This is a genomic window from Stenotrophomonas sp. SMYL11 (assembly GCF_036320005.1).
GTDB classification, from domain to species: Bacteria; Pseudomonadota; Gammaproteobacteria; order Xanthomonadales; family Xanthomonadaceae; genus Stenotrophomonas; species Stenotrophomonas maltophilia_A.
The window spans coordinates 89,127-115,718 of record NZ_JAWIRS010000005.1; the positions used below are offsets into that span (position 1 = coordinate 89,127).

Below are 26,592 nucleotides of genomic sequence, written 5' to 3' on the forward strand. Positions count from 1 at the left end.
CCGATGCGCGTGTTACGGCGTCGTGGTGTCCGTGGGATCGGCTACCAGCGCGGCCAGGAAGCGGCATCCAGCGCTGAACGCCCACAGCAGCAGCCCGCCGACCGAAGCCAGCAGGAACAGTGCAAAGAGCATGGCGATAAGGGTGTCCATGGGCGGACTGTATCACTGCTGGGCTCCACTTCGGTCATAGGCGCGCTGGCGCCAATGGATCAGTTCAGACAGGGAGAGGGCCGACAGCTCGGTGAGGGTGAAGGAGAAAATCACCGCGATATCGGCCATCAGATCCTCTACGCAGGCAGGGATTCCTTCTCCGCTTTCGGCACGAAAAAATCACCGATGACGCGGGCGATCTCGATCAGGTCGGCCGGTTCCAGCTTGCCGGCGTCGGCGGTGGTCAGGATCGGCTGGCTGATGCGCGGCAGGACAGTGGTCAGCGCCGTCACGTCCATCTGCGCCAGGTCGAACAGCTTGATGCCACGCAGGTCACCAGCGGTCGGCTTGCGCAGGCGGACGGAGCGGATCACCTGCTCGCCGCGCTGGATGGGGGTTTCGAGGACGATCACGTTGGTGCCGGTGGTTTCGTCGGTGGTGGTGCTGGTGTTGGATTCGGTATTCATGTGCATCTCTCACAGGGTTGGCCCAGCCGTGAGAGCGGCCGGGCAAGGGGGAAAGGGATCAGGCGCCGATAGCGCGGCGGATGGCGGACTGCTGGTCAACACCGTTGACCACGAAGATCATGCCGACCATGTCGATTTCGATTTCGGTGCGGCCGTTGATGGTCAGCTTGTAGTAGCTGGCCGAGGTCTTGACGCTGAACTCGGTGTCGTCGCCCACCTTGCCGGTGCCCGAGTCGATCTCCGAATGGCGGCCGCGGATGACGATTTCCACCGAATCCACCTCGCCGGTGTCTTCACGCTGGTAGGCACCGGCAAAGCGCAGCTGCACCGCATTGTGCGAGACGGCGCCGTACTGGCGCAGCACGTCGAGCATCAGCCCGCCACACTTCCACTCGGCCTCGATCTTCTCCTGACCCAGGTCGATGTCGATGGGGCCGACCATGCCGCCGGCACGGTATTCCTCCATCTTGCGGGCCAGGGTGGGCAGCTTGAACTCGGTGACCTGGCCGATGTAGCTCAGGCCGTCGTTGAACAGGTTGAGGTTTTTCAGCTTGCTGGGCAGAGCCATGGCATTGGTTCCTTATGCGGCCTTAGCCGCTGATGCGGGCCGGGAAATCGGCGAAGTAGCGGTCGGTGATGCGCTGGTTCAGCTGCAGGTTTTCCAGCGGCGGTACCGGGGTGTAGTCGTAGTCGATCACCAGCTGGCCATCGGCCAGCGACTGCGACGCGTTGGCGGCTTCGTCGTACCAGGCGTTGGCGCCGATCAGGTAGCCGGCATAGACCAGCTCGCGGAACTTGGCGTTGATGCTCTCCAGCAAATCGCGGATCAGCGACGGGTGTAGCGGTTTGTCGATATAGACCTGACGGGACTCGGCGATGGTGTCGGACAGGATCTGTGCGGTGCGGGTGGCCGTCTCGAACTGGAACAACGGGTCATCGCTGCAGGTGCGCGAACCCCAGAACTTGTAGCCGTTGGAGTTGATGAGGGTGGTCACATCGCCCGCGTTGAGCAGACCGGCGTCGGTGTTGGGGTCCTGCAGATCCCAATGCACGTCGCGGCTGATGCCGGTCACGCCTGCCACCGGCACGTTGGAGATGGACTTGTGCCAGCCCTGCAGCTGGTCGGTCATGGCGCGCACGCCCAGCGCACGGGCGACGGCGTAGGCCATGCCGGTAGATGCGGTGGCGGTGTTGAAGGCCATGAAGTCGGGATAGATCAGCATCACTTCACGGTCGGCGAACTGCTCGCGGTAGGCGATGGCTTCGGACACGTTGGCGCTCGCAGCGCAGCTGGCGTAGACCATGGCGCGCAGCTTCTTGGCGACGATGGCCAGCGCAGCGGTGACCGGCTGGGTATCCAGCCCCGGCGCGCCCAGGATGCGCGGACGCACGCCCACCTGGGCCTGTGCCACCAGCAGCGCGTGCAGGCCGGTGAAGCGGCCACCTTCGGCGGCACCGATGACCTTGGCCGTGGTGTCGGTGTCATTGCCGGCGCCGGCCACGCGCACGACAACCACAATCGGGTTGCCCTGGTCAGCGATGCCCTGCAGCGTGCCGCGCAGGGTGCCGGTCTTGCCTGCCTTGCCGACAGCGCTCAGCACGTCGGTAATCAGGACCGGGCGGTCCAGCGGAAATGCGTCCTTGTCAGCATCCTCGCCGGTGCAGACAACGCCGATCACGGCGGTGGAGACGGTGCGGATCGGGCGCGTGCCGCCGTTGATTTCAATGACGCGCACGCCGTGGTGGTAGCCGTTGGTGGCCATGGGCTTCTCCTGCGGTTAAGGGGTGGGAAAGCGGAGTGGTACGGAAAGGCGGGTGTTGCGCGATGCGCCGCTCGGCGTGGCCAGCTGGGCCTGCAGGTCGAGGACGAACGAGCCGGCCACGTCGCCGTGGACCAGGTCGATACGGGTCAGACTGATGCGCGGCTCCCAACGCATCAGCGCGGTGGCGGTGGCGCCGAACAGCCGCAGGCGGGCTTCGTCGTTGAACGGTTGGTCGATCAGCTCCGGCAGGAGCGAGCCGTACTCGCGACGCTGCACACGCGAGCCAATGGGGGTGGTCAGAATGTCGGCGATGGACTGGCGCAGGTGTGCCAGGTCATCGCTGAACGCGCCGCTGCGGGCGTCCATGCCGATCATGCCGGCGCCCCGGTGGTGCCACCGCCCGGCTGCACGCCGGGGTGCTTGTGCTTGGTCAGGCTGATGCCGGCGGCGACCACGTCGTCAGACACCTCCACCTTGCCGGTGATCGTCACCTTGCCTTCGATGCTGGTGGCGCCCTTGATCGTCACCGGGCCGGTGATCGTGGTTCCGCCGTCGGCGGTGATGGCGACGGTTCCGCCAGCGGGCAGAACGGCCGACAGGGCGTGCGCGACGTGGTCGTAGCTGACCATGGCGCCATCCTTGAACTGGATCAGGGTCAGGTTGGGGCTGGTCGACGGCGCCGGGTACTGCTCGCAGTACAAGCCGCGCAGCACGATGGCGTTGGCCAAGTCACCGTCGCAGCACAGCAGCGCCACCTGTTCGCCGCTGCTCGGCGGTGCCCAGGTCCGCAGCTCGCCGGCGGCAGCGCTGAACCACGGCAGGAAGTCGGTGTGCGCTTCGCCCGTCTGCACGCGGCACAGGTGCCGGGCGTGATCGACCTCGGTCACCACACCGTCGCGCAGCAGGTTGTTGATCTGTTGGGGCAGGGCGCTATCCATGCCCCCATGTTCCCGGCGGTCCCTCGCGCGCGCACGGAGCGCGGGCGGTAGATGGGACCGCTACAACGGCGGGCGAGCGGATCGCGCCGCCGTGTGATGGGGCGGTATCAGCTTGGCTGTGCTGCGGTGGGATCACCGCCTGCAGTCTCCACCCAAGCACCCGCGCCGTCGTCATAGGTGATCGGCCCGCTGCGCTCCATGGGCGGGGCGTGATCGGTCACGGTGGCGGGCAGCGGCTGGCCACGCAGCAGCGGCGCGGCGAAGCTGCCATCGCCCTTGTTCCAGATCGGCCGCCCGCTGTAATCGGGCTGCAGCGTCCACTCGCCTCGAACGGCGTCCCAAGCGTTGCACTGCGGCGTGGTGCCATCCAGACGGAATGGCTCGGCCAGGGTGACGCCGCTCGGCAAGGGCTCGCCGAGCGCGAGCCGATTGGGGACGGCCATCGCAGTGCGCGTGTCCCATAGCATGCGGTTGCGGAAGTCGGCCACCAGCTCCCAGCGGCTCCCGTCATCAGCCAGGCGCAGCGCCTGGCACTGGCCGGCGGCCTGTGTGGGGGCCACGTCCACCGTGCCATCGGGCAGGTGCCAGATGCCGTCGGGCGACGGCTGCAGGCGCACAGGACCCATATAGGCGCGGTTGGCGGGATCGAAGGCGTGGGCAAAGCGGGCTTCGTTGGACATGCTCCGTTCCTCAGTAGGTGATGCAGTAGATCATTCGCAGACCGGCCGGCAGGTTGCGGTCGCCGCCGGTGTTGTTCACCGTGACCGCGTGGGAATGCGCGCCACTGTCTGCAGCCGATGCGCTGTGGCCGTGATCGCCTACCTGCGCGACGGAAATGGTGTGGGTGTGGTTGCCGGCGTTGTTCATGCCGATGTTGTGGGCATGGGCACCAGCACCATCCGTGCTGAACGCATGGGTATGCGAGCCGGCCGCGTTGGAGTATGGCCAGCTGTTGTCGTAGTCCACGCCGCTCGCGCGTGAACCTGCTTGATCCTGATTCCCGTAGGTGCCCCACGGATAGGTCATCTTGTCGCCGAATGGCACGACGTGGTTGTGCTCGCCTGCCGCCGAGGTGCCGCCGGTGTGCCCGTGGTGGCCCTGCGAATCGGTCCATGCGCCGTGGGTATGCTCGCCGGCGGCGGCAGCGCTGGCACTGTGCGAGTGGGCACCACCGCCCGCCACCGAGATGGTGTGGGTGTGGGTTCCGGCGCTGGCGGACGATGCGCCATGCGCGTGCCGGATCACCTCACCGCTGGTGGTGCTACCAACAGTCTCCGGCTTCTGCGTGTGGGTGACCACGGTGCCTTCCAGCATCGCCGGAACGTTGAAGGTGGTCTTGCCATCGCCTGCGCCGTACAGCGTGCCGATGGCGGCGAACAGCTCGGCATAGGTGGTGCGCGACACGGCGGCGCCGTCGCACAGCAGGGTGCCGCTGGGGGCGGTCTTGCCCGCGAACATGATGACCTGGCCGGGGATCCGATTGGCCTTGGTGCTGGGCGCGAAGTTGCCGGTATGCCACACACGCTCTCCGCCCACGGTCAGCGAGCCGAACACGTTCATCGTGTAGTCGGCCTTCCCGTTGCGGGTGAAGTTGATGACGTTGTCCCCGGCGCCATCGGGGCCTTGGAAATACGTCGGCGTCTTGGCCATGAACCGGAAGACGCTGGAGCTTTCAAAGAGCAGCGTGCCGTTGACGGTGCCACCAGCGCGGTCCAGCTTGGTCCCAGGATCGAAGTTGGCGTTCGTCCACAGCTCGACCCAAGGCTTCCACCGAGTCTCAGCGGTGCTGCCGGCAGAGTCGTGGCGCGCTCGCATCCAAAAGCGGTTGGCGCTGGTAAAACTGCACGCCAGGGCCAACCCTCGCGCATTGTCGTAGCTGGGCAATGAAATGGCGTGCGTGTATGCCGACGGCATCGAATCATCCACAGCCGCGCTGCGAAGGTGGGAGCGGTAGGTGTCGTATGCAGCCAGCCAACCACTGCCATCCTGTGTTCGCGGCGCAAACGCAACGCGGGCAGCCACGTCAGCCGCCGATCCGGCGCCGATCTCGGCCAGTGTCCACCCGAAATTCTCGCCACCGTTTAGATCCTTGGTGGTGTTTCCGATGGTCACCTTACGGTAGGCGCCCCACGATGTGCTCACGATGTTGGCAGAGCCATCGAAGGCTGTGCCGTTGATGGTGCGAGGTGTCACCAGCTTGCTCGCCGTGACGGCATTGCCGTTGAGCATGCCCCGGAATTCTGGTGCCTCAACGAGCCCAGAGGTGGGGTTGAACGAGATTACGCGCGAGTTGGTGGTGTTCGTGAGACGGAACTGCTTGCCACCGGTTGTGTCGAATAGTTCCAACACCGTGTCGCCATCCTTGGCCAACTGCCGGAAATGCCAGGGCCGGTGGGAGAACAGTTCGAGCAGAACGGTGCCATCGGCACTGCCATTGCCGAGACCCACTCGGGCGGCCGCCATCTCCGCCCTGCCGTTCTTGTAGAGCGCCAGCTGGCCACTGGCATTGGAGGAACCATTGGGCCGCAGGTACACGTAGCCCCCGGACTCCCCTGTGTCCCCCGCGCCCGCTGCCAGCACCACGCTGCCGGTGTCCGTTCCACGCAAGCCGCCACCGCCCTTCCCGAGGTCGATGGTCTGATCGCTAGGCAGGGACAAGCCAAGGGCGAAGGTCTGCCGACGGCCCCAGCTGTTCTCTGTGACTTCGACCAGGCGTCGCAGATCCGAGACAGAGGCGACCGGTTCGACCGTCGCATAGACGATTCCGCTTGGTTCGACCGTCGAGAAGTCTTTGACTCCGTGATAGGTCGCGTTCAGGACGTTTACCGGGCGCACGCGGTGGCCGTGGTTATACGCCCCTTGCAGCATCCACAGTTCAACGCCGGTGGAGACGCCCGCGCTGTTCTGAGTCAGGACCATCCCGTAACGCGCACTGTCGTTGAGGGAGTCAAAGCCCCCCAGTCGTGCCGGATAGACCATCGCGTCTACATGTGCCGGCGTTAGTGCAGTCATCCAAGTGTCGTAGCCACGCGTCGACGCCGATACGAAATCAGTAACAAAGCGGCGCCCGCCGATACCGCCGCAGGTGATCTCAAGCATCAGGATGCTCGCGCCGCTCCCGGCCCACAGGAGTGTGCCCAGCTTGATCCAACGCTTCTGCGCACTGTTGGTAGCTATCAGGTACGAGGTCTGGACCTCGCCGACCTGCGGGAAGTCGGATGCGTGCTTGCCGTCGAGCGTGTCGGCGTCCAGCCCCTTGCCGTGCCCCATGTCCTTCAAGGCGGCGCCCTTTAGTTCGAGGCTGGTACGGATATCCGCGGCCGTTGCCTGGGCAAGCAGCGTCTTGACGAACGGCGTCGGAGCATTGGCGCCGAAACGGCTATCCAGCGTCGCCTTCAATCCGCGAGCGGTGACTGCGCGCACGGCATCGGCGCCCAGGATGGTTTCGGGGCTGTCCGCCAGCTCGACCACACCGGCAACAGTTTCGGTGGCCGGCGGATTCAGAAACTCAGTGCTGCCGAACTTGATCTGCGCAGTGTCGATATCGGCAAGCACCACGTCTGCCGAGAGCAGCAGCGTGGAGATGGTGGCCTTCTCCATGATCGCGTCGGCCTGGCCGTACACCGCAAACAGGGTGCCGTCGGACAGGTACAGCCCGAAGCCACGCAGGGTGTACTTCTCCGCGCCGCTGTCCTCCAGCGTGACGTGGATGGTATCGGCCGCCACCGACTTGCCGCCGAAGGTGGTCATGCGCTTGAACTCGCCCGGCAGCTGCGTCATGGCCGCAGTGGGGGTGAAGCCAGTGGCAGTGAGGCCAATGTGGGATATCAGCACCGTGTTGGTGCCGGTGTTGCTTGCGTTGACCAGCTTTGCGCGGCCAGCGGTGGTGATCTTCATGCGCATGGGGGTCAATCTCCGGTCATCGTCAGGCGGCGGTAGACCGCCGCTCGGGCACCTGCGACGTCTCCGACTTGGCTGTCGGCCTGAATGCCTTGGGTGAAAGTGAAGTGCGATCGCACGGGCTTGGTGCGGTTCACTGCGTCAACGATCTGGTGCACGAACTCGGCTGATGAGTCCTGACCGCCGTCGCCGCTGATGGTTAGGAACAGGTCGAAGGTGTGCGGCTGGCCCTGTGGTGTGGACTGCCACCACTCGCGGATCTGGACCTGACCGCCAAAGCTGGCGACCAGGTCGGCGATGCTTTTGGCAGTGCCTTTGTGTCGCTGGATCTGGAACGAACTGGCGATGCGGGCACGCTTGATGCGCTCGGGCCAATCGCTGTCCCAGGTATCGACCGACACGCTCCACGCGAGGAACGGCAGGAACTCGGCCGGGCAGTTCCACGGATTCCAGAGCGTGTCGTGCACCATCGGTACGGCCGACAGCTGAGCGTCGGCGCGCTCTACCGCGCGCTCTAACGGCGTGGAGTTGGGTGGCAGCAGGGAAGCGGTGTCAGGCATCGGTGCCGCCGTGCTCGATCACCACGCGGGTGCAGAACGGCGCAGACTGCGCATCCACCGGCATATCGGCCGTGGGCGCCATCAGCTGCACACGGTGGACGCCATCGACGTGCAGGGCCGAGTAGAGCGCCGACAGCGGCACGTCGCGGCCCAGGCGCTGGGTCTGCTGCAGGAACAGATCCACGCGGCGGCGGGCCTCGGCCAGCACCAGGGCGCTGTCAGGGCCATTGAAGGTGACCAGCCGTGCGCGGATCTCGAACGGCTTGACGGTGGCTGGGGCCACGGTCACGTAGTCGGTCAGCGGGCGCACGTTGTCGTTGAGCAGTGCGGCCTCGACGATCTTCAACAGATCGGCCGACGGTGTGCCGTTGCCCTGCCGCGACAGGACCGTGACCGCCACCTTGCCCGGCGACGGGCTGGCCACGCTGGCGTCGAGCACGTCCGGGTGTGCCGATAGCGTGTGGAAGATGTAGGCGCCTTCGGGGCCGGCCACCGACAGGCTTTCCGGCGCCAGCTGGATGCGGCGGCGGAACGCGGCATCGTTCTCGTAGACGGCGGCTGTGTTGGTCTTTGGATCTGCCGGTTTCAACAGCTTGCGCTGCACGCCGAACGGCACCGCGAGGTTGTCCAGATCGGCGCCCATGGAGTAGGGCAGCAGCAGGCCGCGTGCGCGCTGGTTGAACTGCTCACGCAGTACCAGCTCGCGGTACGCGCTGGCCTGCAGCAGCTTCATCACCGGATCGGATTCGACCAGGGCGGTGTAGTCGGGGCACAGGCGGCGGAACTCGGCCAGGCGCTCGGCCAAGATGGCCTCGAACGTGCGCTGTTCGAAGATGTCCGGCGCCGGCAGCTTATCGACTTCGATGGCGGTAAATGAGGACACGGATGCACCGGCTGATGGGTCCGGTCCAGATTCCCATCGCGCGCGCGCGAGGCTGCGGAATGCAGCGTGTAGCGCGGCCGCTTACGCTACAGCGTGTGCAGGTGATCGAGGATCAGCTCGCGTATCAGCTGTTCGTCGGCGTTGGTGAAGCCGAGCAGCACGCGTCGCGCGTAGGTGACGCGGGGGCCACCCTTGCTCACGGTATCGGTGCGGCCTTCTTGGTGAATGCGGGCGATGCGCGAGACGCGCCCGGCGAAGCCCACCGCCGCCTCGCTCGCACTGGCACGCACCCGCAGGTGCTTGGCCTGCCGGATCTTTCCGAACATGACGCGCCGCTTGATGCGGCCGGCTTTGGCCCGTCGCGGCGGTGGGTTGCGTCGAGCTGCAAAGGGGGTGCCATCAGGATTCTGCTGGCTGGCGATGCGCATCTGCTGCGAGCGGCGCACGGCGGTGCCAACCTTGCGCGCCAAGCGGCTGCGCTCAGAGGCGCTCAGGCTCTGCAGCAGCGGTGCCACCCAAGCCTCCAGCCGCTGCAGATCCTCGCTCATTCAACGATGGCCGGCAGCGTTGCCACGACTTCGCCATCAGCGAACAGCGGGCCACCAGCCAGGGAGTGGCGGTGTTCCCATTCGGTGGGCGGTTCGGACAGGTATTCCAGCTGGAATGCGCCGGCATTGTCTTGCACCACGCGCACGCGCTCGGTCAACGGCAGCTTGATGGCCAGATCCACCAGCGAGTCGCTCAGCACGTCGACCACGAAGGTCAGCTTCTCGCGGTTTTCGGGGTTGGCCAGTAGCTCAGGTTGATGCCGGGTAAGCCACTGCAGCAGCGGCACCATGACGGCCTCGGGCGCCCCGGCGAAGTCACGCAGGATCAGTTCGAGGGTGTAGCGGTACTGGAAGGACAGGCCCGCCGTGAAGCTGGCCACCAGCCCGCCGTCGTCCACGAACACCAGCAGGCGTTCCGGATCGGCGGCGAGCGTCGGCATTGCCGCGATCAGGTGCTGGCGGAGCAGTTGGGGCTTCTTCATCGCCGCGCGCACTCGGCCAGGGCGGTGTGCAGCTGGGTGACCAGCTGCTGCAGCGCCGTCACCTGCTCGGCGGCGGCGTGGTACTGGCCGTAGTTGGCTGCGGTGGTTTCGGCGACGGCAGAGAGCGTAACGCCGGCAGCGGGCGCATCAGGATCGCCGGCAGTTCCGGTGGGGGCGATGCCTGCCGCAGCGGCGTCGTGGATGTGCACGAAGCCAGCAGGCACAGCGCAAGCGGCATCAGCAGTCGGAGTGACATAGACGGGAACCTCTTTGGTAATGGTGGCGCCGCGTTCGCGCACGATCTGTACGCGATCCACATACTTGGTCACGACGCGGGTGGTGCCCTGTGCCAGTTCCAGCTTGCCGGCCAGATCCTTCTTCTCGGCCTTGGCGCTGGCCAGGGCAACGTTGGCGCGGTCCAGTGCTGCAGTGGCGCGGCTCACGCGCGCCTGCTGGCAGCTGAAAAGGCCGGCGGTGCCGGCGATCAGGACCACGATGGCAAGGGCGCGGTATAGCATCAGCGTGCGCCCAGCACGGCTAGGGCGCGGTTGGTGCGTGCCGTGCGGTCGGCCATCCCGTTCGGGGTGGCGCGGCTGCGGGCGTTGCCCAGGTTCACCACGCGGCTGACGCTCAGCACGTCGCGCTGGTCGGCGTAGGCGTTGAGCCGGTTGTCGTGCCAGAACGCCGCCGCCGCCATGGCGCCGATTTCCGGTTCGATCAGCAGGGCAGGCACCTCTTCCAGCGGCTGGCCGATCAGGTGGCCGATGTTCTCGTAGTTGCCCCTGCCCGTGTGCATCATTGGGCCACGGCCGCGATACAGGTAGCCGTCGCCATTGGCCTCGTTGCCATTGCCGTTGCGGTTGGCATAGACGCGGTTGCCCAGCTTCGCCGGCTGGTGGACGAATGCAGCCGCCTCGGGGCCTTCGACGTACTTGCCGAACACTTCGAGCAGGCGCTCGCGGCTGTAACTGAGCGATTCCTCGACGCGCGACAGGCTCAGGCTTTCATGGCCGACCTGCGCGAGGAAGTAGGCGGCGCGCACGGGGGTGTTGATCCCGAAGCGCTTCATCGCCGCATTGAACGGCGCCACCCAGCGCTGAGCACGGGCGAGCGGGCATTGCATGATCTGCGCCAGTTGTGAGGCGGTCAGCACGTCAGTTGCTCCCGAACAGGTGCGCGACGTTGCCGCGCGAACGATAGGTGGCCACCAGCAGGACCAGCAGTAGTAGCAGCTGCCAGACGGTGACGTGGACGCGGGCGCCCTGCAGCATGATCTGTAGGGCCAGGCCGCCGGTGGCGGCGATCAGCAGCCATGCGCACCAGGCCATGGCGGGGCGGTGGTTGGCGCCGGGGGCCGGGCGGTAGGTCAGCAGGCGGATGCAGATGGCCAGGCTGCACAGCAGCGTGGCAGTGGTCAGGAACTCAGCCATCGGAGCCTCCACGCGGCAGTCGGGTCACGTCAGCCGAGCGGCTGCGCTCGATCAGGCTCAGGGTGAGGGTGACGATGACCGCCGCACAGATGAACGCGGCAAGGCCCGTGGACACCACGCCGAAGCGCTGCATCACCTCGGTGCCGCCCAGGTAGCCGGCCACCACGCTGATGGCCAGATACACCAGGCGCTTCCAGATCGGCAGATTCTTGGCCGACACGACGAACAGGGTGGCGCCGGCGAACGCGCCCAGGAACGCATCGGTTTGGATCCCCGGCAGGATCGACGCAAGGCCGACGCCCGTTGCCAGTGCGGCCATGCTGCCGGTAGAGGTTGGTTCGGTCATCTTCAATCCCATAGCTGAACAAGGGGGCGCATCGCGGCGCCAGTGGACGGTGCGGGTACGTCGGGGAGCAACACGACAGTGCCGATGGGCAGGACCGGCCCATGCAGGCTGATGCCGTAGTTCAGTGCGTGCGCCTTCTCGACCATGCCGGCGGTGGTGCCCAGATGGCGGTGGCAGAGCGCGTCGAGCGTGTCGCCCTGCATCGAGAGGACGCGCATCAGATCAGTTCCACCGTGACGCGCGGCAGGCCCTGCAGGTCGCAGATGGCGTTGCGCAGATCGCGGCGGATCTCGTCAATGGTCGGGGTCAATTCCTCCGCACGCTGGTTGCCCTGTGCGGTGGCGTCATAGGAGCGGTAGCGTTCGTGCAGTTCGACGGCGGTAGCGCATCCGACAGCACGCAGGTACAGATGCACCAGCCGGGTGCTGCCGTCGATCACCGGTGCCGGCACTTCGGCCAAGGTGGCGTAGCCGGCGGCTTCCTTGCATGCCTGCCACGCTTCCAGTTCCCGCGTTACGTCCATGACGGCCGACACCACGGTGCTGCGCATCCGGGGCGCCGGTATGTCGCCGGGGACGCGGATCGCCTCGCGCAGTGCAACCACGTCGATCTCCGGCCAGAACGCGCCGGCGGTGACGTTGGGTTGCTTGGCGGCGGGTGATGCGTTGGCAACAAAGCTGCTCATGGTGGCCTCGTAGGTCGCCGGTGGTCGGGGCGTCACACCAAGGGAGAGAGGTCTTGGTGATCGGCCCCGAGCCGGCGGGGTTGCGGGGTACGCTCGGTGTGAGGTCAGTCGTTGGACTGACTGGCCTCGAACTTCTTCATCAGGCGCTCGGCGCGCTTGAGGTCTTCCTTGCCCCCGCAGGCGTCATGCAGCTGGATGGCCTTGCGCAGATCGTCGATGACCTGGCCGACAGCCTCCGCATCCAGCGGCGCGTCGTCGGTATCCGTTGCGAGCCGGCCACGGCCACGCGCCACCAGGAGGCGGGCTTGCACTTCGTCGGGCATGTCCTGGCCATCGGTCAGCGCCACCGCACGGTCAAGCACAGCCAGATCGAACGGTGCGCTGGTCTTGAGCGCGTTCAGGGCGGACTGTCCGATTTCTTCGGCAACCACGCAGCCTGCAGTTCGCTTGTGCGTGTCCGGCATATCCAGCCCGTGTGCAAGCACGTATTGCGCAATGTCCAGCCCGGCATCGAATTGACCGGCATCGAAGTGCCAGAGCATCAGCGTGGAGACGATGTCGTCCTTGCCACCCGCGTTGGCGGACAGCACGCCCTCCAGATACGGAGCATAGGAGGGCAGCAGTGCCACCTTGAGCTGCGCCTTGCCTTGGGTGGACTGGATCTGTTTCAGGCGGGCGCGGTCGGCCGTCAGACGCACCTGCATCTGCTGGTAGATGGTGGTCCCTTCCATCAGGTTGCTGCCGGCGGTGCGCGCCGCTTCCTTGGCGGCGAGCGCACGCTTCACGTGGCGACTGGCGGGTGAGTCGGCCATGGCTTAGGAACCGAACTCGATGTTCTCGGCGACGGCGCCCAGGCCGTAGTCCTCCACCACGTAGTCATCGTTGGACGACTCGAAGTTGGCGACCCGGTTCTTGTTCGGCTGCTCGATGATGTGGCGACGGCGTCCGCCGATCTGCCAGTACAGCGACAGATTGCTGAGCGAGGTCACCATCAGCGACTTGGCAGGGAAGAACGGCACGATGACCGGCTGCAGACCGCCGATGCGCTTGGTGCCCAAGATCAGTTCGGCCGCCAGCTTCTCGGTGGGCTTGTTGTCCTCGTTGAGGATCGGGAAGTACTTGTCGTGGACCAGCTGACGGCCACAGATCACCACCAGGCTCGGATCTTCCTGATGCCACGGGTCGATCAGGTTGGAGACCAGGTCGAACACCAGCGCGTCGATGTTGCCGTAGTCGGCGCCCGTACCGCCCACCTTGATCTTGCCCGTACCTTCCTTGCCTTCGCGCATCAGGCGCTCGGGGGCGTGTTCGCGGTACTTCTGCAGCCAGCCCTTGTTCACGTCCTCCAGCATCGGGTTGGCCTTGCGGTCGGTGTTCTTGGCGATGCTGGTGCCGTGCCAGCCGATCATGATGCGGTCCAGCGCCTGGCGATGGATGATCGCGTCGCGGATCAGGGTCTGGAACTCGGGACGGTGTGCCCAGGCGTCGAGCCGGGAATAGGTCAGCGCGGTGTCGAAGTCCGTTTTCTGGCACTCGTACACGTTGGAGTCCAGCGCGCTCGGATCGGTGGGGTTGCGCTCGCCGTTGCCGCTGGTGTCAGTGCGGCCGGCGATGGTTCCGCTGATGCCCACACCGACCTTTTCGCCCTTGAGTTCGTTGACTGGGACCATGTTGATCGCCTGCAGGAACGAGCTGTCTTCCTGCATGCGCGCTTCGAGGCGCTGCTGTACTTCCGGCTCCACGGAGAAGGTGTTGGCGACGCCGCTGACGTTGTTCAGCTTTGCGATCTGCTGGGTAAAGCCGTCGAACTTGTGACGGGTTTCGGTACGCATGGGATAGCTCCGGAATCGTGAAAGAGGTGGGCGCGATCAGAAGTCGGTGAAGTTGGCGGTGTCCACGTCCTTGCCACCGGGCACAGGCGGGCGTTGGGTGAATGCCTGCGGGGTTTCGTCCAGCTTCTTGCGCAGGCCGTTAACCTGAGTGGACAGCGCCTGCACCTGCTCGCGCAGTTCGCGGTTGTCCTGGCTGAGCTTGGCCATCGCGGCGTCCTGCTCGCCCACCGCGCTGAAAAGCTTGGTGGCGAACTCAGCCACGTCGAACTCGGAATCTTCCTTGGCCGGCGCCGGTGCGGGCTTCTTGCCCAAGCCCAAGCTCGAAAGGAACGCGGCGACCGGGCCGGGGCGTGCCTCCGGCTCATCCTCGACCGTGAACTTGATGATGGTCTCGGCGGCCTCGGTGAACAGGTTCTCCGGAGCCTGCTTGCGATCCTTGAGCGGGCTGCTGTCGGGATTCTGTGCCGAGAATGCGAGCATGCTGGTGCCGAGGCTGGCCGGTGAGTCGGTGACTGCAAGGCCGAACAGGTACGCCTTGCCGCTGTCGGCGAACTCCGGCGAAATCTCAATGCTGGTGAAAACCTTCTGCTTGCGCACGTTCACCATATCGACCAGGTCATCGGTCGGTTCGACCTGCGCGAACAGGGCCAGCTTCTTCTTGCCGGCGATGTCCACTTCCTCGGCTTTGACCGCCAGCACGTCGCCATAGGCGCGGAACGGGCTGTCCGGCAGCGTGCTGCGGAAGTGTTCCAGCCAGATGCGCGCGCCGTACACCTGCGGATCGTAGGTTTCGGCAATGTCTGCGATCTGCTGTCGTTCGATCACGCGGCCATCGGTGGTCGCGCCTTCGACGGCCACACGGAAGAACTCGGAACGCTTCTTGGTTTTGCTGGCCATCTCGCCCTCTGCTGGTGTCGGTGCGCATCGGTTCTCGATGCGATGACCCATGGTCGAATGAGGGCGAGTTGGCGGCAACGCTAACGATGTGTAAGCCGCTGTTCTACGGAGGGTTTTCGTGTCGCGCGCGCGTGACGCCGGGCAACCTGTTCACGTGAGCAGCCTAGCCGAAAAACTCCACGTCGATCCACGACGCCAAGCCAAATTCCTCTACTGGATGAGCTGGCGCGTGTGCGATATCGCCAACCTGATTGGCGAGAAAGAGAAGACCGTTCACAGCTGGAAGGCGCGCGACGAATGGGACCGCGCTGACACTGTCGAGCGCATCGGCGGGGCGCTGGAAGCGCGGTTGGCCATCCTCATCCATAAAGAGGAAAAGACCGGTGGCGACTTCAAAGAGATTGATCTGCTCCACCGCCAGCTGGAACGGCAGGCCCGGATTCAGCGCTATCAGGGCGGCGGCAATGAGTCCGACCTGAATCCGGCGGTGGCCAACCGCAACGCCGCACCGAAGAAGAAGGCCCGCAAGAACGAGTTCAGCGACGAAGAGATCGAGCGCCTGCAGACGGCGTTTGTGGATGGGTGTTTCGACTACCAGCGCGATTGGTATCGGGCGGGCAACGAGCGCACGCGCATCATCCTGAAGTCGCGCCAGATCGGTGCCACGTACTACTTCGCACGTGAGGCGCTGATCGATGCACTGACCACGGGCCGTAACCAGATCTTCCTGAGCGCATCCAAGAGCCAGGCGCATATCTTCCTCGGCTACATGCGCGGGTTTGTGCGCGAGGTGCTGGACCGTGACCTGACCGGCGATCCGATCACGTTGGCCAACGGAGCCGAACTGTTCTTCCTTGGTACGAACGCCCGCACCGCGCAGGGCTACCACGGTAATTTCTACTTCGATGAGTTCTTCTGGACCTACGGATTCAACCAGCTGAACAAAGTCGCCAGCGGCATGGCGATGCACAAGAAGTGGCGAAAGACCTACTTCAGCACACCGTCCACCATGGCGCACGAAGCGTTCGATTTCTGGACCGGTGATCGCTTCAACAAGGGTCGGCCGGTGTCCCAGCAGATCCAGCTGGACGTGAGCCATGCGCGCCTGATGGGCGGTCGCCGCTGTGAGGACGCCATCTGGCGCCAGATCGTGACCGTGCTGGACGCAGCGGGCCGTGGCTGCGATCTGTTCGATATTGAGGAACTGCGCCGCGACTACAGCGCCGAGGAATTCGCCAATCTGCTGATGTGCGAGTTCGTGGACGACAGCGCCAGCGTCTTCCCACTCACGATGCTGCAGCCCTGCCAGGTCGATCACTGGGTGGATTGGGCCGACGACTTCAAGCCGTTCGCCATTCGCCCTTATGGTGATCGCGCGGTGTGGATCGGCTATGACCCGGCCGAGACGGGCGACAGCGCCGGCATCGTTGTGCTGGCCCCGCCGCAGGTGCCGGGTGGCAAGTTCCGGGTGTTGGAACGTCATCAGTTCAAGGGAATGGACTTCGCCGCCCAGGCCGCATTTATCCACCAGATCACCCTTCGGTATTGGGTGACCTATATCGGTATCGACGCTACCGGCATGGGTACTGGCGTGGCACAGCTGGTGCGCCAGTTCTTCCCCGGTGTGACCGTCTTCAACTACTCGCCCGAAGTGAAAACCCGGCTGGTGCTGAAGGCGTTCGACGTCATCAAGAACGAGCGCTTGGAATACGACGCCGGCTGGACGGACCTCACGCAGTCGCTGCTGGCCATCCAGAAAACCATTACCCCCAGCGGGCGCCAGGTGACGTACACCGCTGGCCGCTCGCGCATCACCGGCCACGCCGATCTGGCGTGGGCACTCATGCACGCCCTGCAGAACGAGCCGCTGGAAGGCGGGTCTGCGGCACGCGGCATCATGGAGATTTACTGATGACAAACAACGACCAGGGCGCTGCTGTGGCGCCGCCGGCGAACGTCGAGGCGTTCACATTCGGCGAGGCCACGCCTGTGTTGGAATCGCGCGGCATCCTCGACTACCTCGAATGCTGGAAGAACGGCCGTTACTTCGAGCCACCGGTGGATCTCAATGGCCTGTCTCGCACGACAAGGGCGAATCCGTACCTGCACAGCGGCCTGACGTTCAAACGCAACATGCTGGTGCGCACGTTTCGTCCGCACCGCTTGCTGAGTCGGGAGGCGTTCTCGCAGTTGGCGCTGGATTACACCACCTTCGGCATGGCCTACGTCGAGCGACGCCGGGCCCTGTCGGGTGGCGCGCACAGCCTGGCGGTGCCTCTGGCGCAGTACGTGCGCAGAGGCGTGAAGGATGGCGAGTTCTTCCAGGTACGCGCTGGCCGCGTGGAACATGAATTCCCCGGCGGCGAGGTGTTCCAGCTGCGCGAGGCCGACGCGGATCAGGAAATTTACGGGGTGCCGGAATGGATGCCGGCTGTGCAATCGGCGCTGCTGAATGAGTCGGCGACGCTGTTCCGGCGCAAGTACTATAACAACGGCTCCCACGCCGGCTACATCCTCTACATGACCGACCCGCAACCCGAAGGCATGGACGTGGATGCACTGCGCGAGGCCCTCCGCCAGTCGCGCGGGCCGGGCAATTTCAGGAACCTGTTCGTGCATTCGCCCAACGGCAAGAAGGACGGCCTGCAGGTGATCCCGGTCAGTGAAGTGGCGGCACGGGATGAATTCGCCGGCATCAAGAGTGTCACCCGCGATGACATGCTGGCGGCGCTGCGCGTACCGCCGCAGCTGCTGGGCATCGTGCCGCAGAACAGTGGCGGTTTCGGGTCGATCCGCGACGCGGCGGATGTGTGGGCGGCGATGGAACTGGCACCACTGCAGACGCGCATGACCGCGATCAACGAATGGCTGGGCCAAGAGGTCATTCGCTTCAACCCCTTCGAGCTGGGAGCGACAGAGCGATGACCGGCCGCCAGAACCTGCGCTGCGGCGCCTGTGCCCGATTGCTGGCCAAGGCCGCAGGCGACTATGACCTACAGATGAAATGCCCCCGTTGTGGGGATATGAACCACATGAAGGCCCAGAGCCTCTCCACGGATCGCCGCGAGCGACACCACGAAGAAGGCTCTACCCATGAAAAACGAACTGATCCACGGCGATGCCCTGACCGTCCTGCCGACCCTGCCGGCCAACAGCTTCGACGCCCTCATCACTGACCCGCCGTATGCCAGTGGTGGCACGCATGCAGCGTCCCGCCAGCAGTCGCCCCAGGTGAAGTACATGCAGAGCAATGGCCCGCAGCTGCATGCCGACTTTGTCGGCGACGAACGCGATCAGCGCTCGCACCTCGCATGGATGCGCCTGTGGCTGGCCGAATGCAGCCGAGTGCTGAAGGAGGGCGCTCCGGTGTTGCTGTTCACCGACTGGCGGCAGCTTCCCCTGACCACCGACGCCCTGCAGTGTGCTGGCTTCACCTGGCGCGGTGTGGCGGTCTGGGACAAGACCGAGGGCGTGCGGCCGCAGCTCGGCCGCTTCCGCAACCAAGCCGAGTACGTCGTGTGGGGTAGCAAGGGCCATATGCCCCTCGGCCGGCGTGCGCCGGTGTTGCCTGGCGTTGTGCGGGAGAAGGTCCGCAAGCTGGACAAGCACCACATGACCGGCAAGCCGACCGACCTCATGCGCCAGCTGGTGCGGATCTGCGAAGAAGGCGGGCGCATCCTGGACCCCTTTGCCGGATCGGGCACCACGCTGGTAGCCGCGGATGCTGAGGGCTACAGCTGGACCGGCATCGAGATGACCGGGCACTACTTCGACGTGGCACGATCACGCCTTCCTCGCCAGTAACGAACTCCGCCCGAGAGGCCGCCTACGGGCGGCCTTTTCTTTGGCTAAGCCCGCAGTCCGTTCGCGTGCTGGCTTCTTGCCCCACGACATCGGCGATGCGCTCGATGTCGGGCCGCTTCTGCACCACCCGCCGACCACACTTCTACCGGGGGCGTGGCTGACGCCAACCAGTGCGCCCCTTCCGCTTGAGTTGCTGTCGAAGGTGCAGCCTGCGTTGCTCCGTTTCCTGCAGCGCGGCAATGACCGGTCTCATTCGCGCCTTCAAATTCTGCAGCGCGGCATTCACCGGCTCCATTCGCTCGCTCAAATGTCGCGCAGGAGCGGACCACTTAGCAAAGGCTTCGGTGACAGCTGCACCTATTCGCTGCGCTTGATCTGCGCCCATCGATTTTCTCTCGGACATTTCAAATCTGATCCCGGCTTGTCGACCAATGACGGCTGCCAACCCAAGCACCATACACGACTCGGCGGTGGCGTATGGTCCGGTCCCCGGTGCGCGCACTCGTCTCCCCGCCACGCCTGCGCACTTCATAGGGTGCTTTTTCTGCACCCCCTGCGGAACGGCCCAGCCCCGGCCCTGTATGGCGTTCTCCGGGGTTCCCAGGCACCGGCTGGCCCTGCGGTTCCCTGCGCGAAAGGGGTGTCTCAGCGCGCCAGGGAAGGCCAGTCAGGCGCGGGACCGGCGTTCAGGAAGCTGGGGGGTGTCGGGAAAAGAGTAATCTCAGCAATCGGCCCGGAATTGGCCGTCTAAGTTGTTGATATGAAAGGATTGTTATGGTTACAAGAAATGGCAATTCGAAGCAATCTCACAGCCCTAGAAATGTAATGCCATTGATTTTTAAGGGAAAAATTCTTTGTGAAAATTGCCCTCTGGAAAGGCAATCGGGTTGCTCAAAGGTTGCGCTATTATTGCCTTTGATATGTTTGTATAAGTTATTGAAATATAAGTAATTTATGTAGTTTCTGAAAGGGTGATTGCCTAGATTGCCTTTTTCCCGAGGGCAAAAAAATATTTGCTCTTTAAGGGTGGTGAGCAGCCCTCTTGCCTCACTGCCGCCCGCTCTATCGCTCTGCATGCACGCTTCCCTGTCGCAGCCTTTGCGATGGCCAGCCGTATCCTGCCGGTATGCCACTGCCCGCCGACTTCTACTGGACGACACGTTCAGCCAGCTTCCCCAACGATCCTCTGACCGTGATCGCCTGCGAGGGGGTGTGGGTGGTGTCGTTGTCGCAGCGGGTGGACGACGCAATCTGGGTGGCCACGTTGGATCGGCATCGAGACGGGCCTGGCGCGCCGGGCGGGTCATGCCGCCGCTGCAGCAGCTACGAGCAGGGCCGCGCCGGCGCCGAGCTATGGGTGGCCAGGCATGAAGCCCGTCTGCGCGAGGACGTGGCCAAGATCACGGCGTACCGTTCGGCGGTTCGCGCGAACAGGTTGGCCAAGCTGCACATCCCGCCGCCCTTTGGCTGGATGGGATAGCCGGGCGCCGGCAGCTGCAGCAGGCTGTCGATCGACGGGGAAGGGCGTTGCGAAGGCAGAGAAATTGCCGGGAAAAACGGATGCGTGGCGGCGCAACAATGCGCGTTCCACGGGGAGGTGCCGGGAAAAATACGGCATGTATGCCGTTGATTCCAAAGCATGAGTGTGGAGCCTCATAATCCCTTGGTTCCAGGTTCGAATCCTGGTGGGCCCACCAATTCAGCGTGCATGATCGGCTGCTGGTCTCCTCTTCCCCCGCGCGCACTGCCTTCAAGGCAACATCTGATCCACACGCAAGGATCGAACATGCCCGATACCCGCGCCCCGGTGGAAGACTTCACCACTGAAATCGAACACAGCCGGCATCTGTTCGCCTGGTGCCTGGTGCGCTACTGCCAGATTCCCGAAGCGCTGGCAATCGAACAGGCACGCGAACGTTATCCCGACCAGGCCGCCGGCCGTGAGTACGAACACGCACTGGCCTTCCATGAAGAGCCTTGGCACTGGGCGATGCTGCACGTGAAGGGCGAAGGGTACTGGCAGCAGCACCCGGAATTGGCGCAGCCGTCGCTGGAGTACGACACCCAGTCGGACGCGCTGTGCCTGGCGCGCGGCGAGCCGACTCCCTTGCTGGATGAGGATGAGTATCTCGGTGCGCTTGCGCACGCGCGCCATATGCATGCGTGGACGTTGATCCATCAGGCAGGTATTGACGAAGAGCAGGCACAGCGGCAGGCGCTTGAGCACTACGCGTACTTTCCGCCGCAACATCGTTGGCGCATGCGCGTCCACGATGCGCGCGCTGCATGGATCTACGTGATGAGCATGCTGCACATCAATGACTACTGGAGCCGGCCCGAACTGCAGAGGCCACCGGAGGCGTACTGGCACGCGTCACGTGCATTCGCCCTGGCACAGGGGCTCCAGCTGCCGGAAATTCCGCCTCCCTCATGAGAGGGCGCTGCAAGGGTGGCATGATGCGGCTTCCGCCGATCCGTACGACAAGGAGCCCGCATGAAGCGCAGTGTCCGTATGTTCGTCGCCCTGACTACCCTTGCGGCACTGCCTGCCGCTGCCGAGCCGTCCGACTCACCCAGGCGCCCGTCGATTGACACCCTGCAACGCCTGATCGTCGACAAGGCACCGCAGACGCGCGTAGCAACACCGGACCACGAGCGCATCACCGCACGGCGCATCGATATCGTCGATGACACGGGGGTGATCCGCATGACGCTGTCCGGAAAGACGCCGGCACCGATCATCGATGGCCTGCAGTACAAGCGCGCCTTCAACGTGGCCGGCATGGTGCTGTACGACGACAAGGGCAGCGAGCGCGGTGGCTTCGGCACCGCCGATGTCGACGGCGGCATGGCGGTGCTTGCGCTGGACCATCCGGCGATGGATGCGATCGGCTGGCGGGTATCACCCGATGGTGCGGTGAGCTTTTCGATCAACCAGGCGCCCAAGCTGATCCGCGAGCCTGCGCTGGGCAACAAGCTGATTCCCGGCGTGCAGGCACCGACCCGAATCGGCCTGGTGGTCGGTGCTGATGGCACGCCCGCCATCGCCTTGAACGACAAGGCAGACCGCACCCGACTGCGGCTGACTGTCACTGCGGAAGGCTACGGCGCGATCGAGTTCCTTGATGCGCAGGGCAAGGTGATCCACACATTGGCGCCGGAGGCTGAACTTCGCCGCTAACGCGTGCAGGTCATGGATCGGCGCTTACCCGCGCCGCCCCCTGCCATCAATGCTGTAGCGTCCGGCGCCGGTGCAGGCCAGCAGCAGGAAGCCACCGGCCAGTCCCAGATTCTTCAGGAACATGATCTGCTGGGTCTGGTCGGCGAAGTTGTGGTGGAAGATGAAGGCAGTGACCAGGCTGAAACCCACCAGCACGATCGACACCAGCCGGGTCTGGAAGCCGAGCAGGATGCACAGTCCGCTGCCGACCTCGAAGGCGATGGTCGGCCAGAGCAGGATGCCGGGCACGCCCATCGCTTCCATGTAGCCCTGGGTGCCGCTGAGATCACCGAGCTTGCCCAGGCCGGAGATGAGGAACAGCGCCATCAGCAGGATGCGTGCAAGCAGGTAAGCGAGCGAATGGGATGGGTGGCTCACGTCGGTGTCCTCGGAGATGGCCGGCGAAGGCGATCGGAGCCCACCGGCAGTGAAGCCCGTGTCTACGCCAAGGGCAAGGCGCCTTGACAGCCGGCCGTCCGCAGGAGACCTTTCTCCCATGACGATTGATATTGAATCGCTCAGCCTTCGGGAGCTGGGCGCCTTGGTGGTTGCCGCTGAGCAGCGGAAACTGCTGATTTCCAGCCGCCGTCCGGCCAGTGCGGTACGGCGGATGTTGAAGGCCGCAGCAGCAGAAGCGGGGTATACCCTCGAAGAACTGTTCGGTGGAGAGGCGAACGAAGAGGCCGCTCCCCGCCGGAAACCGGCACGGCGCAGAACCGGGAAAGTGGCTGCCAAGTACCGTGACCCGGAGTACAAGCGCCTGACCTGGTCCGGCCGCGGGCGCATGCCGCGCTGGCTGGCGTCCAAGGTGCAGAAGGGCCACAAGGTGACCGACTTCCTGATTCCCGGCCTGGCCCGGCCGACGGCGCGCAAGAGCAGCCCGATCGGAAAGCGCACGGTCTTCAAGAAGGATTGAACCTGCCACGCTGCTACCCTGCCGGGGTCTTTGAACGAAGGAACACGGGATGGCACACGATGGCAGCCTGACGATCTCACCCAGAGTCCTCCACATCGCGGCAGGCGCGGCGGTGCTGGTCAGTCTGCTGGCCTGGGCGGTGGAATGGAGCGGGATGGCCTATGTCTGCCCGTACTGCCGCGTGCAGCGCACGGTCATCGGCGTGCTGGGCGTGCTGATGCTGTTCGCGCGACCGGGCGGTCTCATCGTGCCCTGGTTGTCGTACACCGCAGGCGGCTTCGCGTTCGTGGTCGCGGCGATGCAGCACTTCAACGGCTGGAAGCGCATTTCCGCCGGAGAGTTCAGCTTCAACGCGCAGTGGTACATCGACCCGTGGCTGCTGTCAGGTTGCGCGATGCTGATCCTGGCGGCGCAGCTGATGCTGGTGCAGGCCGCATGTCGGCGCAGTCTGCACTGAGGGCTGCCCACGGGCGTAGCGTCAGGCGTTCTGGAACACCTGCAGCTGCGCAGCAAACGCACGCTGGTAGGCGGGGCGCTGCGTTGCACGGCCCACATAGGCCACCACCTGCGGGTACTCATCGAGGAGGCCGCTGCTCTTCAGGCGCAGCAGCACCGAGACCATCATCAGGTCGCCCACGCTGAAGTCGCCGTCCAGCCACAGGGCTTTGCCCAGCCACGCCGACAGCTGCGTCAGCCGCATGCGCACACGCTCGTCGAGCATCGGCAGGCGCTGTGCATACCAGGGCTGTTCGCGCTCCAGCACCCAGGCCATCGAGCGCTCGACGATGGGCGGCTCCACCGTATTCAATGCAGCGAACACCCACATGATCGCGCGCATGCGTGCATCTGGATCAGCAGGAAGCAGGCCGGCATGCTGCTCGGCCAGGTGCAGGACGATCGCGCCGGATTCGAACAGGACCAGGCCGCCGTCTTGCCAGGTGGGGATCTGCCCGAAGGGGTTGCGGGCCAGGTGCGCGGGCTGCTTCAGCTCCGCGAAGCTGAGCAGCTGCACGTCGTAGGGCACGCCCAGCTCCTCCAGCGCCCAGCGCACGCGCATGTCACGGGCCAGGCCCTGGCCACGGTCCGGGGAAGTGGCAAAGGCGGTGAGGATCGGGCACATCGTGGCACTCCTGCAGGCCGAAGGGCCTGCCTTTCCTGCTCCGACGAACGACGGGGCGGGAAATCGACACCCTTCCCGGGACGGCGGGCGATACACTGCCCGCCACCCACCACTCCTCCTGTGCCTCCTCATGTGGCAGCGCCGCACTTCCCTGGCCGAACTGCAGCAGCAACGCGATGTACTGCAGGCTGAGATGGATGCGGATGCCCAGCGATGGGTCTCACAGCTTCCGCCGGATGATCTCGTGGCAGCACTGATGCCGCAGGCGCGCCGGCTTCAGGAGCTCAATCAGCTGATCCTGCGGGCTACGCCGCCGCGTGAGCTGATGAAGCGCCTGAAGGCGCTTGAGCGACAGCTGCTCGAACCCGGTACACAGAGCGCAGGGGTGCGGAGGGGACTGGAAGATGAACTGCGCGATCTGCAGCTGTACATGAGCAATCCCCGCCGTCGTCCACTGACGGCAAAGGTGCTGCTGATCCTGTTTTTCAGCGTTCTGGCCGCCTTGTTCCTGCCGAGGCTGCTTGTGGACCTGCTGATCGCTCTCTAGGCCGCCCTCACCCCGCCCGATGCAGCTTCCGGTACTGATCCGGCGTGCACTGCGCGTGCCGCTTGAACATCTCGGCGAAGGCGCTGACGCCGGAATAGCCCAGCTCCTCCGCGATCCGGCTGATCGGCCGGCGGGTGCACAGCGCCTCGGTGGCGCGCACGAACTTCACCCGTCCACGCCAGTCGCCGAGCGACATGCCCAGCTCGCTGCGTGCCAGGCGTTCGAGCTTGCGCACGCTCATGTGGTGGCGCTGCGCGATTTCGGCAACCGATTCGGCCATCGACAGGTGTTTCTCCATGTACGCCATCACCTGCTTCAGCGCATCGCTGCTGGCGATCGGCAGAAAGCTGGGCAGTACGGCTGCATTGACGATCTGGTCGATGACCACGGCGGCCATGCGCCGCTGGGCCGGGGTCTGCGGATCGGTCACGCCCTGCCGTGCCAGTTCGTGCAGCAGTTCGCGCAGCAGCGGGCTGACTTCCAGAGCACGGCAGCGATCAGGCAACCGGCGTGACAAGGCCGGCGACAGATAGGCCGAGCGGTAGGCCAGCTGCGAGCGGTTGCGCGAATAGTGGGCCATTCCTGGTGGAATCCAGATCGCGTAGTGCGGCGGGGACACCATCCACTCGCTGTCGATCTTCATCTCCATCACACCCTGCGCGACGAAGTTGAACTGGCCCCACGGATGGCTGTGCGTGCCCCAGTCCGTGGGCTCCATCGCACCCTGCCGGAAGTAGATCGGACCGGGCAGCTGGCGAAAGGTGGGGATCGGCTCCATCGGTTGCCGCAAGCCGGGGGTGGAGTGGCGCATTTTCGGGATGTCCTCGATATACGCCAAGCGTACGCTGGACTTTCCCCTACGTACACCTATACGCGTGAACTATCTCTTCCCGATCCTCGCCTGCCTGCTGTGGGGCGCGAACACCATCGTTACCAAGCTTGCTTCGGGCTCGGTCGGTCCCATCGACATCGGCTTTTTCCGCTGGCTGGTCGCGGCGGTGGTCCTGCTGCCGTTCGCGCTGCCACGTCTGCGCGAAAACCTGCCGACCGTGCGCGCCAATCTCGGGCGCTTCCTGGTACTGGGCTGCCTGGGTGGGGTGATGTACCAGTGCCTGGCCTACTATGCGGCGCACTTCACCTCGGCCACCAACATGGGGGTGATCCAGGCGCTGATTCCGTTGATCGCGCTGGCGCTGTCGCGCGTGTTCATGGGCCATCCGGTGCGTGGCACTTCCATTCTTGGCGCAGTGATCTCCACCGTCGGCGTGGTGGCGGTGGTATCGCAGGGCGACCTGGCACGGCTGGCGGCGCAGGGCCTGAACCGCGGAGACGCGATCATGCTGATCGGCGCATTGGCCTTCGCCGCCTACAACGTGCTGATGCAGCGCTGGAAAATTCCGCTGTCGGTGCTGGAGTCGCTGTTCCTGCAGGCCACGGCGGCCACGCTGATCCTGCTGCCACTGCAGCTGCTGGTCGGTAGCGGGGTGAGCAATCTGACCGCCGTCGGTTGCATCGGCTTCGCGGCGATCTGTGCCTCGATCCTGGCGCCGCTGACCTGGATGACCGGACTGTCACGCCTGGGCGCTGCGCGCGTTTCTGGCTTCTTCAACCTGGTGCCGATCGTGACCGCCGCGCTGGCTGTACTGCTGCTGGGCGAATCGCTCAGTGGCTGGGTACTGGGCGGTGGCCTGCTGGCGGTGTCCGGGGTGGTGTTCGCCGAGTACAGCGCCAGGCGCGCCGTTGCGCTTCTCAATAACGGCAGGGTGGGACGATGAGTGGATGACCTTGATCGGTCCAGCCTCGTGGACGCCTTGTTACCTCCCTGCCGTGCAGGCATGCACGGGCCATGCACGAAGTCTCCACGCGCCCGAATGCGGCCATGCATCAGCCTGCCTGCATCGACAACAGACCGCAGGAGACGCTTCAATGAATACGCCCGGAAAACCGAAGCCCAGCTGGCGGCAGAAGAACGTACTGATGGGGGCGCTCGTCGCAGTCCTGGTGATCGTGCTGATCATCCTCTTCGTTCCCTGGTGAGTCTGCCCAGGATCGCTCGATGTGATCCACGTGCCACTGTGGCGTGAAGCAGTCAGTGCGGGTTGGG

Annotated in this window: 37 protein-coding genes; 11 read left to right on the plus strand and 26 right to left on the minus strand. The window is 64.9% G+C overall.

From position 1 onward, the window contains the following. Positions 1–12: 12 nt before the first annotated feature. The 22 genes from V3B46_RS10200 to V3B46_RS10305 form a co-directional block, all read right to left on the minus strand. Positions 13–150: a hypothetical protein gene (locus tag V3B46_RS10200; RefSeq protein WP_192840497.1), complete on the minus strand. Its 138-nt coding sequence runs from the start codon at positions 148–150 to the stop codon at positions 13–15. 12 nt (positions 151–162) lie between these two features. Then, complete coding sequence (locus V3B46_RS10205; protein ID WP_049401033.1) at positions 163–279, minus strand: GpE family phage tail protein; 117 nt, start codon at positions 277–279, stop codon at positions 163–165. An 8-nt stretch (positions 280–287) separates the two neighbouring features. After that, positions 288–617, minus strand: a complete 330-nt coding sequence (locus tag V3B46_RS10210) for a phage tail assembly protein (protein WP_049401034.1) — start codon at positions 615–617, stop codon at positions 288–290. Between the two features lie 58 nt (positions 618–675). Continuing rightward, the gene (locus V3B46_RS10215) at positions 676–1,185 is read right to left on the minus strand and encodes a phage major tail tube protein (RefSeq protein WP_049401035.1); all 510 of its coding nucleotides are present in this window, start codon (positions 1,183–1,185) and stop codon (positions 676–678) included. 22 nt (positions 1,186–1,207) lie between these two features. Next, entirely contained in the window at positions 1,208–2,380 is a 1,173-nt protein-coding gene (locus tag V3B46_RS10220) for a phage tail sheath protein (RefSeq protein WP_329891846.1), read from the minus strand. A 15-nt stretch (positions 2,381–2,395) separates the two neighbouring features. Next, positions 2,396–2,755: a GPW/gp25 family protein gene (locus tag V3B46_RS10225; RefSeq protein ID WP_049401037.1), complete on the minus strand. Its 360-nt coding sequence runs from the start codon at positions 2,753–2,755 to the stop codon at positions 2,396–2,398. Next, positions 2,752–3,318, minus strand: a complete 567-nt coding sequence (locus V3B46_RS10230) for a phage baseplate assembly protein V (RefSeq protein ID WP_049401038.1) — start codon at positions 3,316–3,318, stop codon at positions 2,752–2,754. The genes V3B46_RS10225 and V3B46_RS10230 overlap by 4 nt, the downstream gene beginning before the upstream one ends. A 107-nt stretch (positions 3,319–3,425) precedes the next feature. Then, entirely contained in the window at positions 3,426–3,998 is a 573-nt protein-coding gene (locus tag V3B46_RS10235) for a hypothetical protein (protein WP_049401039.1), read from the minus strand. Positions 3,999–4,008: 10 nt separating this feature from the next. Then, complete coding sequence (locus tag V3B46_RS10240) at positions 4,009–7,215, minus strand: tail fiber protein (RefSeq protein WP_329891847.1); 3,207 nt, start codon at positions 7,213–7,215, stop codon at positions 4,009–4,011. An 11-nt stretch (positions 7,216–7,226) separates the two neighbouring features. After that, positions 7,227–7,778 carry a phage tail protein I gene (locus tag V3B46_RS10245; RefSeq protein WP_049401040.1) on the minus strand — a complete coding sequence of 184 codons (552 nt, stop codon included), beginning with the start codon at positions 7,776–7,778 and terminating at the stop codon, positions 7,227–7,229. After that, positions 7,771–8,661, minus strand: a complete 891-nt coding sequence (locus V3B46_RS10250; RefSeq protein ID WP_049401041.1) for a baseplate assembly protein — start codon at positions 8,659–8,661, stop codon at positions 7,771–7,773. Before V3B46_RS10250 ends, V3B46_RS10245 begins: the two co-directional genes overlap by 8 nt. An 86-nt stretch (positions 8,662–8,747) precedes the next feature. Next, entirely contained in the window at positions 8,748–9,209 is a 462-nt protein-coding gene (locus V3B46_RS10255) for a phage virion morphogenesis protein (protein WP_049401042.1), read from the minus strand. Next, positions 9,206–9,691, minus strand: coding sequence for a phage tail protein (locus V3B46_RS10260; RefSeq protein WP_049401081.1), 486 nt, complete (start codon positions 9,689–9,691; stop codon positions 9,206–9,208). The genes V3B46_RS10255 and V3B46_RS10260 overlap by 4 nt, the downstream gene beginning before the upstream one ends. After that, positions 9,688–10,209, minus strand: a complete 522-nt coding sequence (locus tag V3B46_RS10265) for a hypothetical protein (RefSeq protein ID WP_049401043.1) — start codon at positions 10,207–10,209, stop codon at positions 9,688–9,690. Before V3B46_RS10265 ends, V3B46_RS10260 begins: the two co-directional genes overlap by 4 nt. Next, positions 10,209–10,844: a glycoside hydrolase family 19 protein gene (locus V3B46_RS10270; protein ID WP_049401044.1), complete on the minus strand. Its 636-nt coding sequence runs from the start codon at positions 10,842–10,844 to the stop codon at positions 10,209–10,211. The genes V3B46_RS10265 and V3B46_RS10270 overlap by 1 nt, the downstream gene beginning before the upstream one ends. A gap of 1 nt (position 10,845) precedes the next feature. Next, positions 10,846–11,121, minus strand: a complete 276-nt coding sequence (locus tag V3B46_RS10275; RefSeq protein WP_049401045.1) for a phage holin family protein — start codon at positions 11,119–11,121, stop codon at positions 10,846–10,848. Further along, positions 11,114–11,467, minus strand: a complete 354-nt coding sequence (locus tag V3B46_RS10280) for a putative holin (RefSeq protein ID WP_010481669.1) — start codon at positions 11,465–11,467, stop codon at positions 11,114–11,116. Before V3B46_RS10280 ends, V3B46_RS10275 begins: the two co-directional genes overlap by 8 nt. Positions 11,468–11,469: 2 nt before the next feature. Beyond that, a complete protein-coding gene (locus tag V3B46_RS10285; RefSeq protein WP_049401046.1) occupies positions 11,470–11,685 on the minus strand; it encodes a tail protein X in 216 nt (71 codons plus the stop codon). Next, positions 11,685–12,152 (minus strand): head completion/stabilization protein, encoded by a 468-nt coding sequence (locus tag V3B46_RS10290; RefSeq protein WP_049401047.1) that lies wholly within the window; start codon positions 12,150–12,152, stop codon positions 11,685–11,687. The genes V3B46_RS10285 and V3B46_RS10290 overlap by 1 nt, the downstream gene beginning before the upstream one ends. A gap of 104 nt (positions 12,153–12,256) precedes the next feature. Next, on the minus strand, positions 12,257–12,964 hold the full coding sequence (gene gpM / locus V3B46_RS10295; protein WP_049401048.1) for a phage terminase small subunit: 708 nt from the start codon (positions 12,962–12,964) through the stop codon (positions 12,257–12,259). Positions 12,965–12,967: 3 nt separating this feature from the next. Next, positions 12,968–13,984 (minus strand): phage major capsid protein, P2 family, encoded by a 1,017-nt coding sequence (locus V3B46_RS10300; RefSeq protein WP_049401049.1) that lies wholly within the window; start codon positions 13,982–13,984, stop codon positions 12,968–12,970. Positions 13,985–14,020: 36 nt separating this feature from the next. Then, complete coding sequence (locus tag V3B46_RS10305) at positions 14,021–14,881, minus strand: GPO family capsid scaffolding protein (RefSeq protein ID WP_049401050.1); 861 nt, start codon at positions 14,879–14,881, stop codon at positions 14,021–14,023. Positions 14,882–15,035: 154 nt separating this feature from the next. Here V3B46_RS10305 and V3B46_RS10310 point away from each other — a divergent pair, with 154 nt between their 5' ends. Genes V3B46_RS10310 through V3B46_RS10325 form a run of 4 tightly spaced genes read left to right on the plus strand, consistent with a single transcriptional unit; the run spans position 15,036 to position 18,685 of the window. Continuing rightward, complete coding sequence (locus tag V3B46_RS10310) at positions 15,036–16,793, plus strand: terminase ATPase subunit family protein (protein ID WP_049401051.1); 1,758 nt, start codon at positions 15,036–15,038, stop codon at positions 16,791–16,793. Then, positions 16,793–17,806, plus strand: coding sequence for a phage portal protein (locus V3B46_RS10315; protein ID WP_049401052.1), 1,014 nt, complete (start codon positions 16,793–16,795; stop codon positions 17,804–17,806). Before V3B46_RS10310 ends, V3B46_RS10315 begins: the two co-directional genes overlap by 1 nt. Then, entirely contained in the window at positions 17,803–18,057 is a 255-nt protein-coding gene (locus tag V3B46_RS10320) for a Com family DNA-binding transcriptional regulator (protein ID WP_080355153.1), read from the plus strand. Before V3B46_RS10315 ends, V3B46_RS10320 begins: the two co-directional genes overlap by 4 nt. Next, positions 17,975–18,685 carry a DNA-methyltransferase gene (locus V3B46_RS10325; protein WP_049401053.1) on the plus strand — a complete coding sequence of 237 codons (711 nt, stop codon included), beginning with the start codon at positions 17,975–17,977 and terminating at the stop codon, positions 18,683–18,685. The genes V3B46_RS10320 and V3B46_RS10325 overlap by 83 nt, the downstream gene beginning before the upstream one ends. Positions 18,686–19,491: 806 nt before the next feature. Here V3B46_RS10325 and V3B46_RS10330 read toward each other — a convergent pair. Beyond that, complete coding sequence (locus V3B46_RS10330) at positions 19,492–19,761, minus strand: hypothetical protein (RefSeq protein ID WP_162489854.1); 270 nt, start codon at positions 19,759–19,761, stop codon at positions 19,492–19,494. A gap of 50 nt (positions 19,762–19,811) precedes the next feature. On the opposite strand from V3B46_RS10330, the gene V3B46_RS10335 reads away from it, so the two are divergent. The 3 genes from V3B46_RS10335 (at position 19,812) to V3B46_RS10345 (ending at position 21,866) form a co-directional block, all read left to right on the plus strand. Continuing rightward, positions 19,812–20,165, plus strand: a complete 354-nt coding sequence (locus tag V3B46_RS10335) for a hypothetical protein (protein WP_049401054.1) — start codon at positions 19,812–19,814, stop codon at positions 20,163–20,165. A 306-nt stretch (positions 20,166–20,471) separates the two neighbouring features. Continuing rightward, positions 20,472–21,119: a hypothetical protein gene (locus tag V3B46_RS10340; RefSeq protein WP_329891848.1), complete on the plus strand. Its 648-nt coding sequence runs from the start codon at positions 20,472–20,474 to the stop codon at positions 21,117–21,119. A 60-nt stretch (positions 21,120–21,179) separates the two neighbouring features. Further along, positions 21,180–21,866 (plus strand): hypothetical protein, encoded by a 687-nt coding sequence (locus tag V3B46_RS10345; RefSeq protein ID WP_329891849.1) that lies wholly within the window; start codon positions 21,180–21,182, stop codon positions 21,864–21,866. Positions 21,867–21,890: 24 nt separating this feature from the next. On the opposite strand, the gene V3B46_RS10350 is transcribed toward V3B46_RS10345, so the two are convergent. Beyond that, the gene (locus V3B46_RS10350) at positions 21,891–22,283 is read right to left on the minus strand and encodes a DoxX family protein (protein ID WP_154264514.1); all 393 of its coding nucleotides are present in this window, start codon (positions 22,281–22,283) and stop codon (positions 21,891–21,893) included. Between the two features lie 118 nt (positions 22,284–22,401). Here V3B46_RS10350 and V3B46_RS10355 point away from each other — a divergent pair, with 118 nt between their 5' ends. Continuing rightward, positions 22,402–22,821, plus strand: coding sequence for an H-NS histone family protein (locus V3B46_RS10355; protein ID WP_154264513.1), 420 nt, complete (start codon positions 22,402–22,404; stop codon positions 22,819–22,821). Between the two features lie 49 nt (positions 22,822–22,870). Beyond that, positions 22,871–23,278, plus strand: coding sequence for a hypothetical protein (locus tag V3B46_RS10360; protein ID WP_154264512.1), 408 nt, complete (start codon positions 22,871–22,873; stop codon positions 23,276–23,278). Between the two features lie 21 nt (positions 23,279–23,299). Here V3B46_RS10360 and V3B46_RS10365 read toward each other — a convergent pair whose 3' ends face one another. Continuing rightward, entirely contained in the window at positions 23,300–23,941 is a 642-nt protein-coding gene (locus tag V3B46_RS10365; RefSeq protein WP_154264511.1) for a glutathione S-transferase family protein, read from the minus strand. 130 nt (positions 23,942–24,071) lie between these two features. On the opposite strand from V3B46_RS10365, the gene V3B46_RS10370 reads away from it, so the two are divergent. Then, entirely contained in the window at positions 24,072–24,488 is a 417-nt protein-coding gene (locus tag V3B46_RS10370) for a hypothetical protein (RefSeq protein WP_154264510.1), read from the plus strand. 7 nt (positions 24,489–24,495) lie between these two features. On the opposite strand, the gene V3B46_RS10375 is transcribed toward V3B46_RS10370, so the two are convergent. Further along, positions 24,496–25,299 (minus strand): AraC family transcriptional regulator, encoded by an 804-nt coding sequence (locus V3B46_RS10375; RefSeq protein WP_154264509.1) that lies wholly within the window; start codon positions 25,297–25,299, stop codon positions 24,496–24,498. A gap of 7 nt (positions 25,300–25,306) precedes the next feature. Here V3B46_RS10375 and V3B46_RS10380 point away from each other — a divergent pair, with 7 nt between their 5' ends. Continuing rightward, positions 25,307–26,263: a DMT family transporter gene (locus V3B46_RS10380; protein WP_329891850.1), complete on the plus strand. Its 957-nt coding sequence runs from the start codon at positions 25,307–25,309 to the stop codon at positions 26,261–26,263. Positions 26,264–26,592 lie beyond the last annotated feature (329 nt).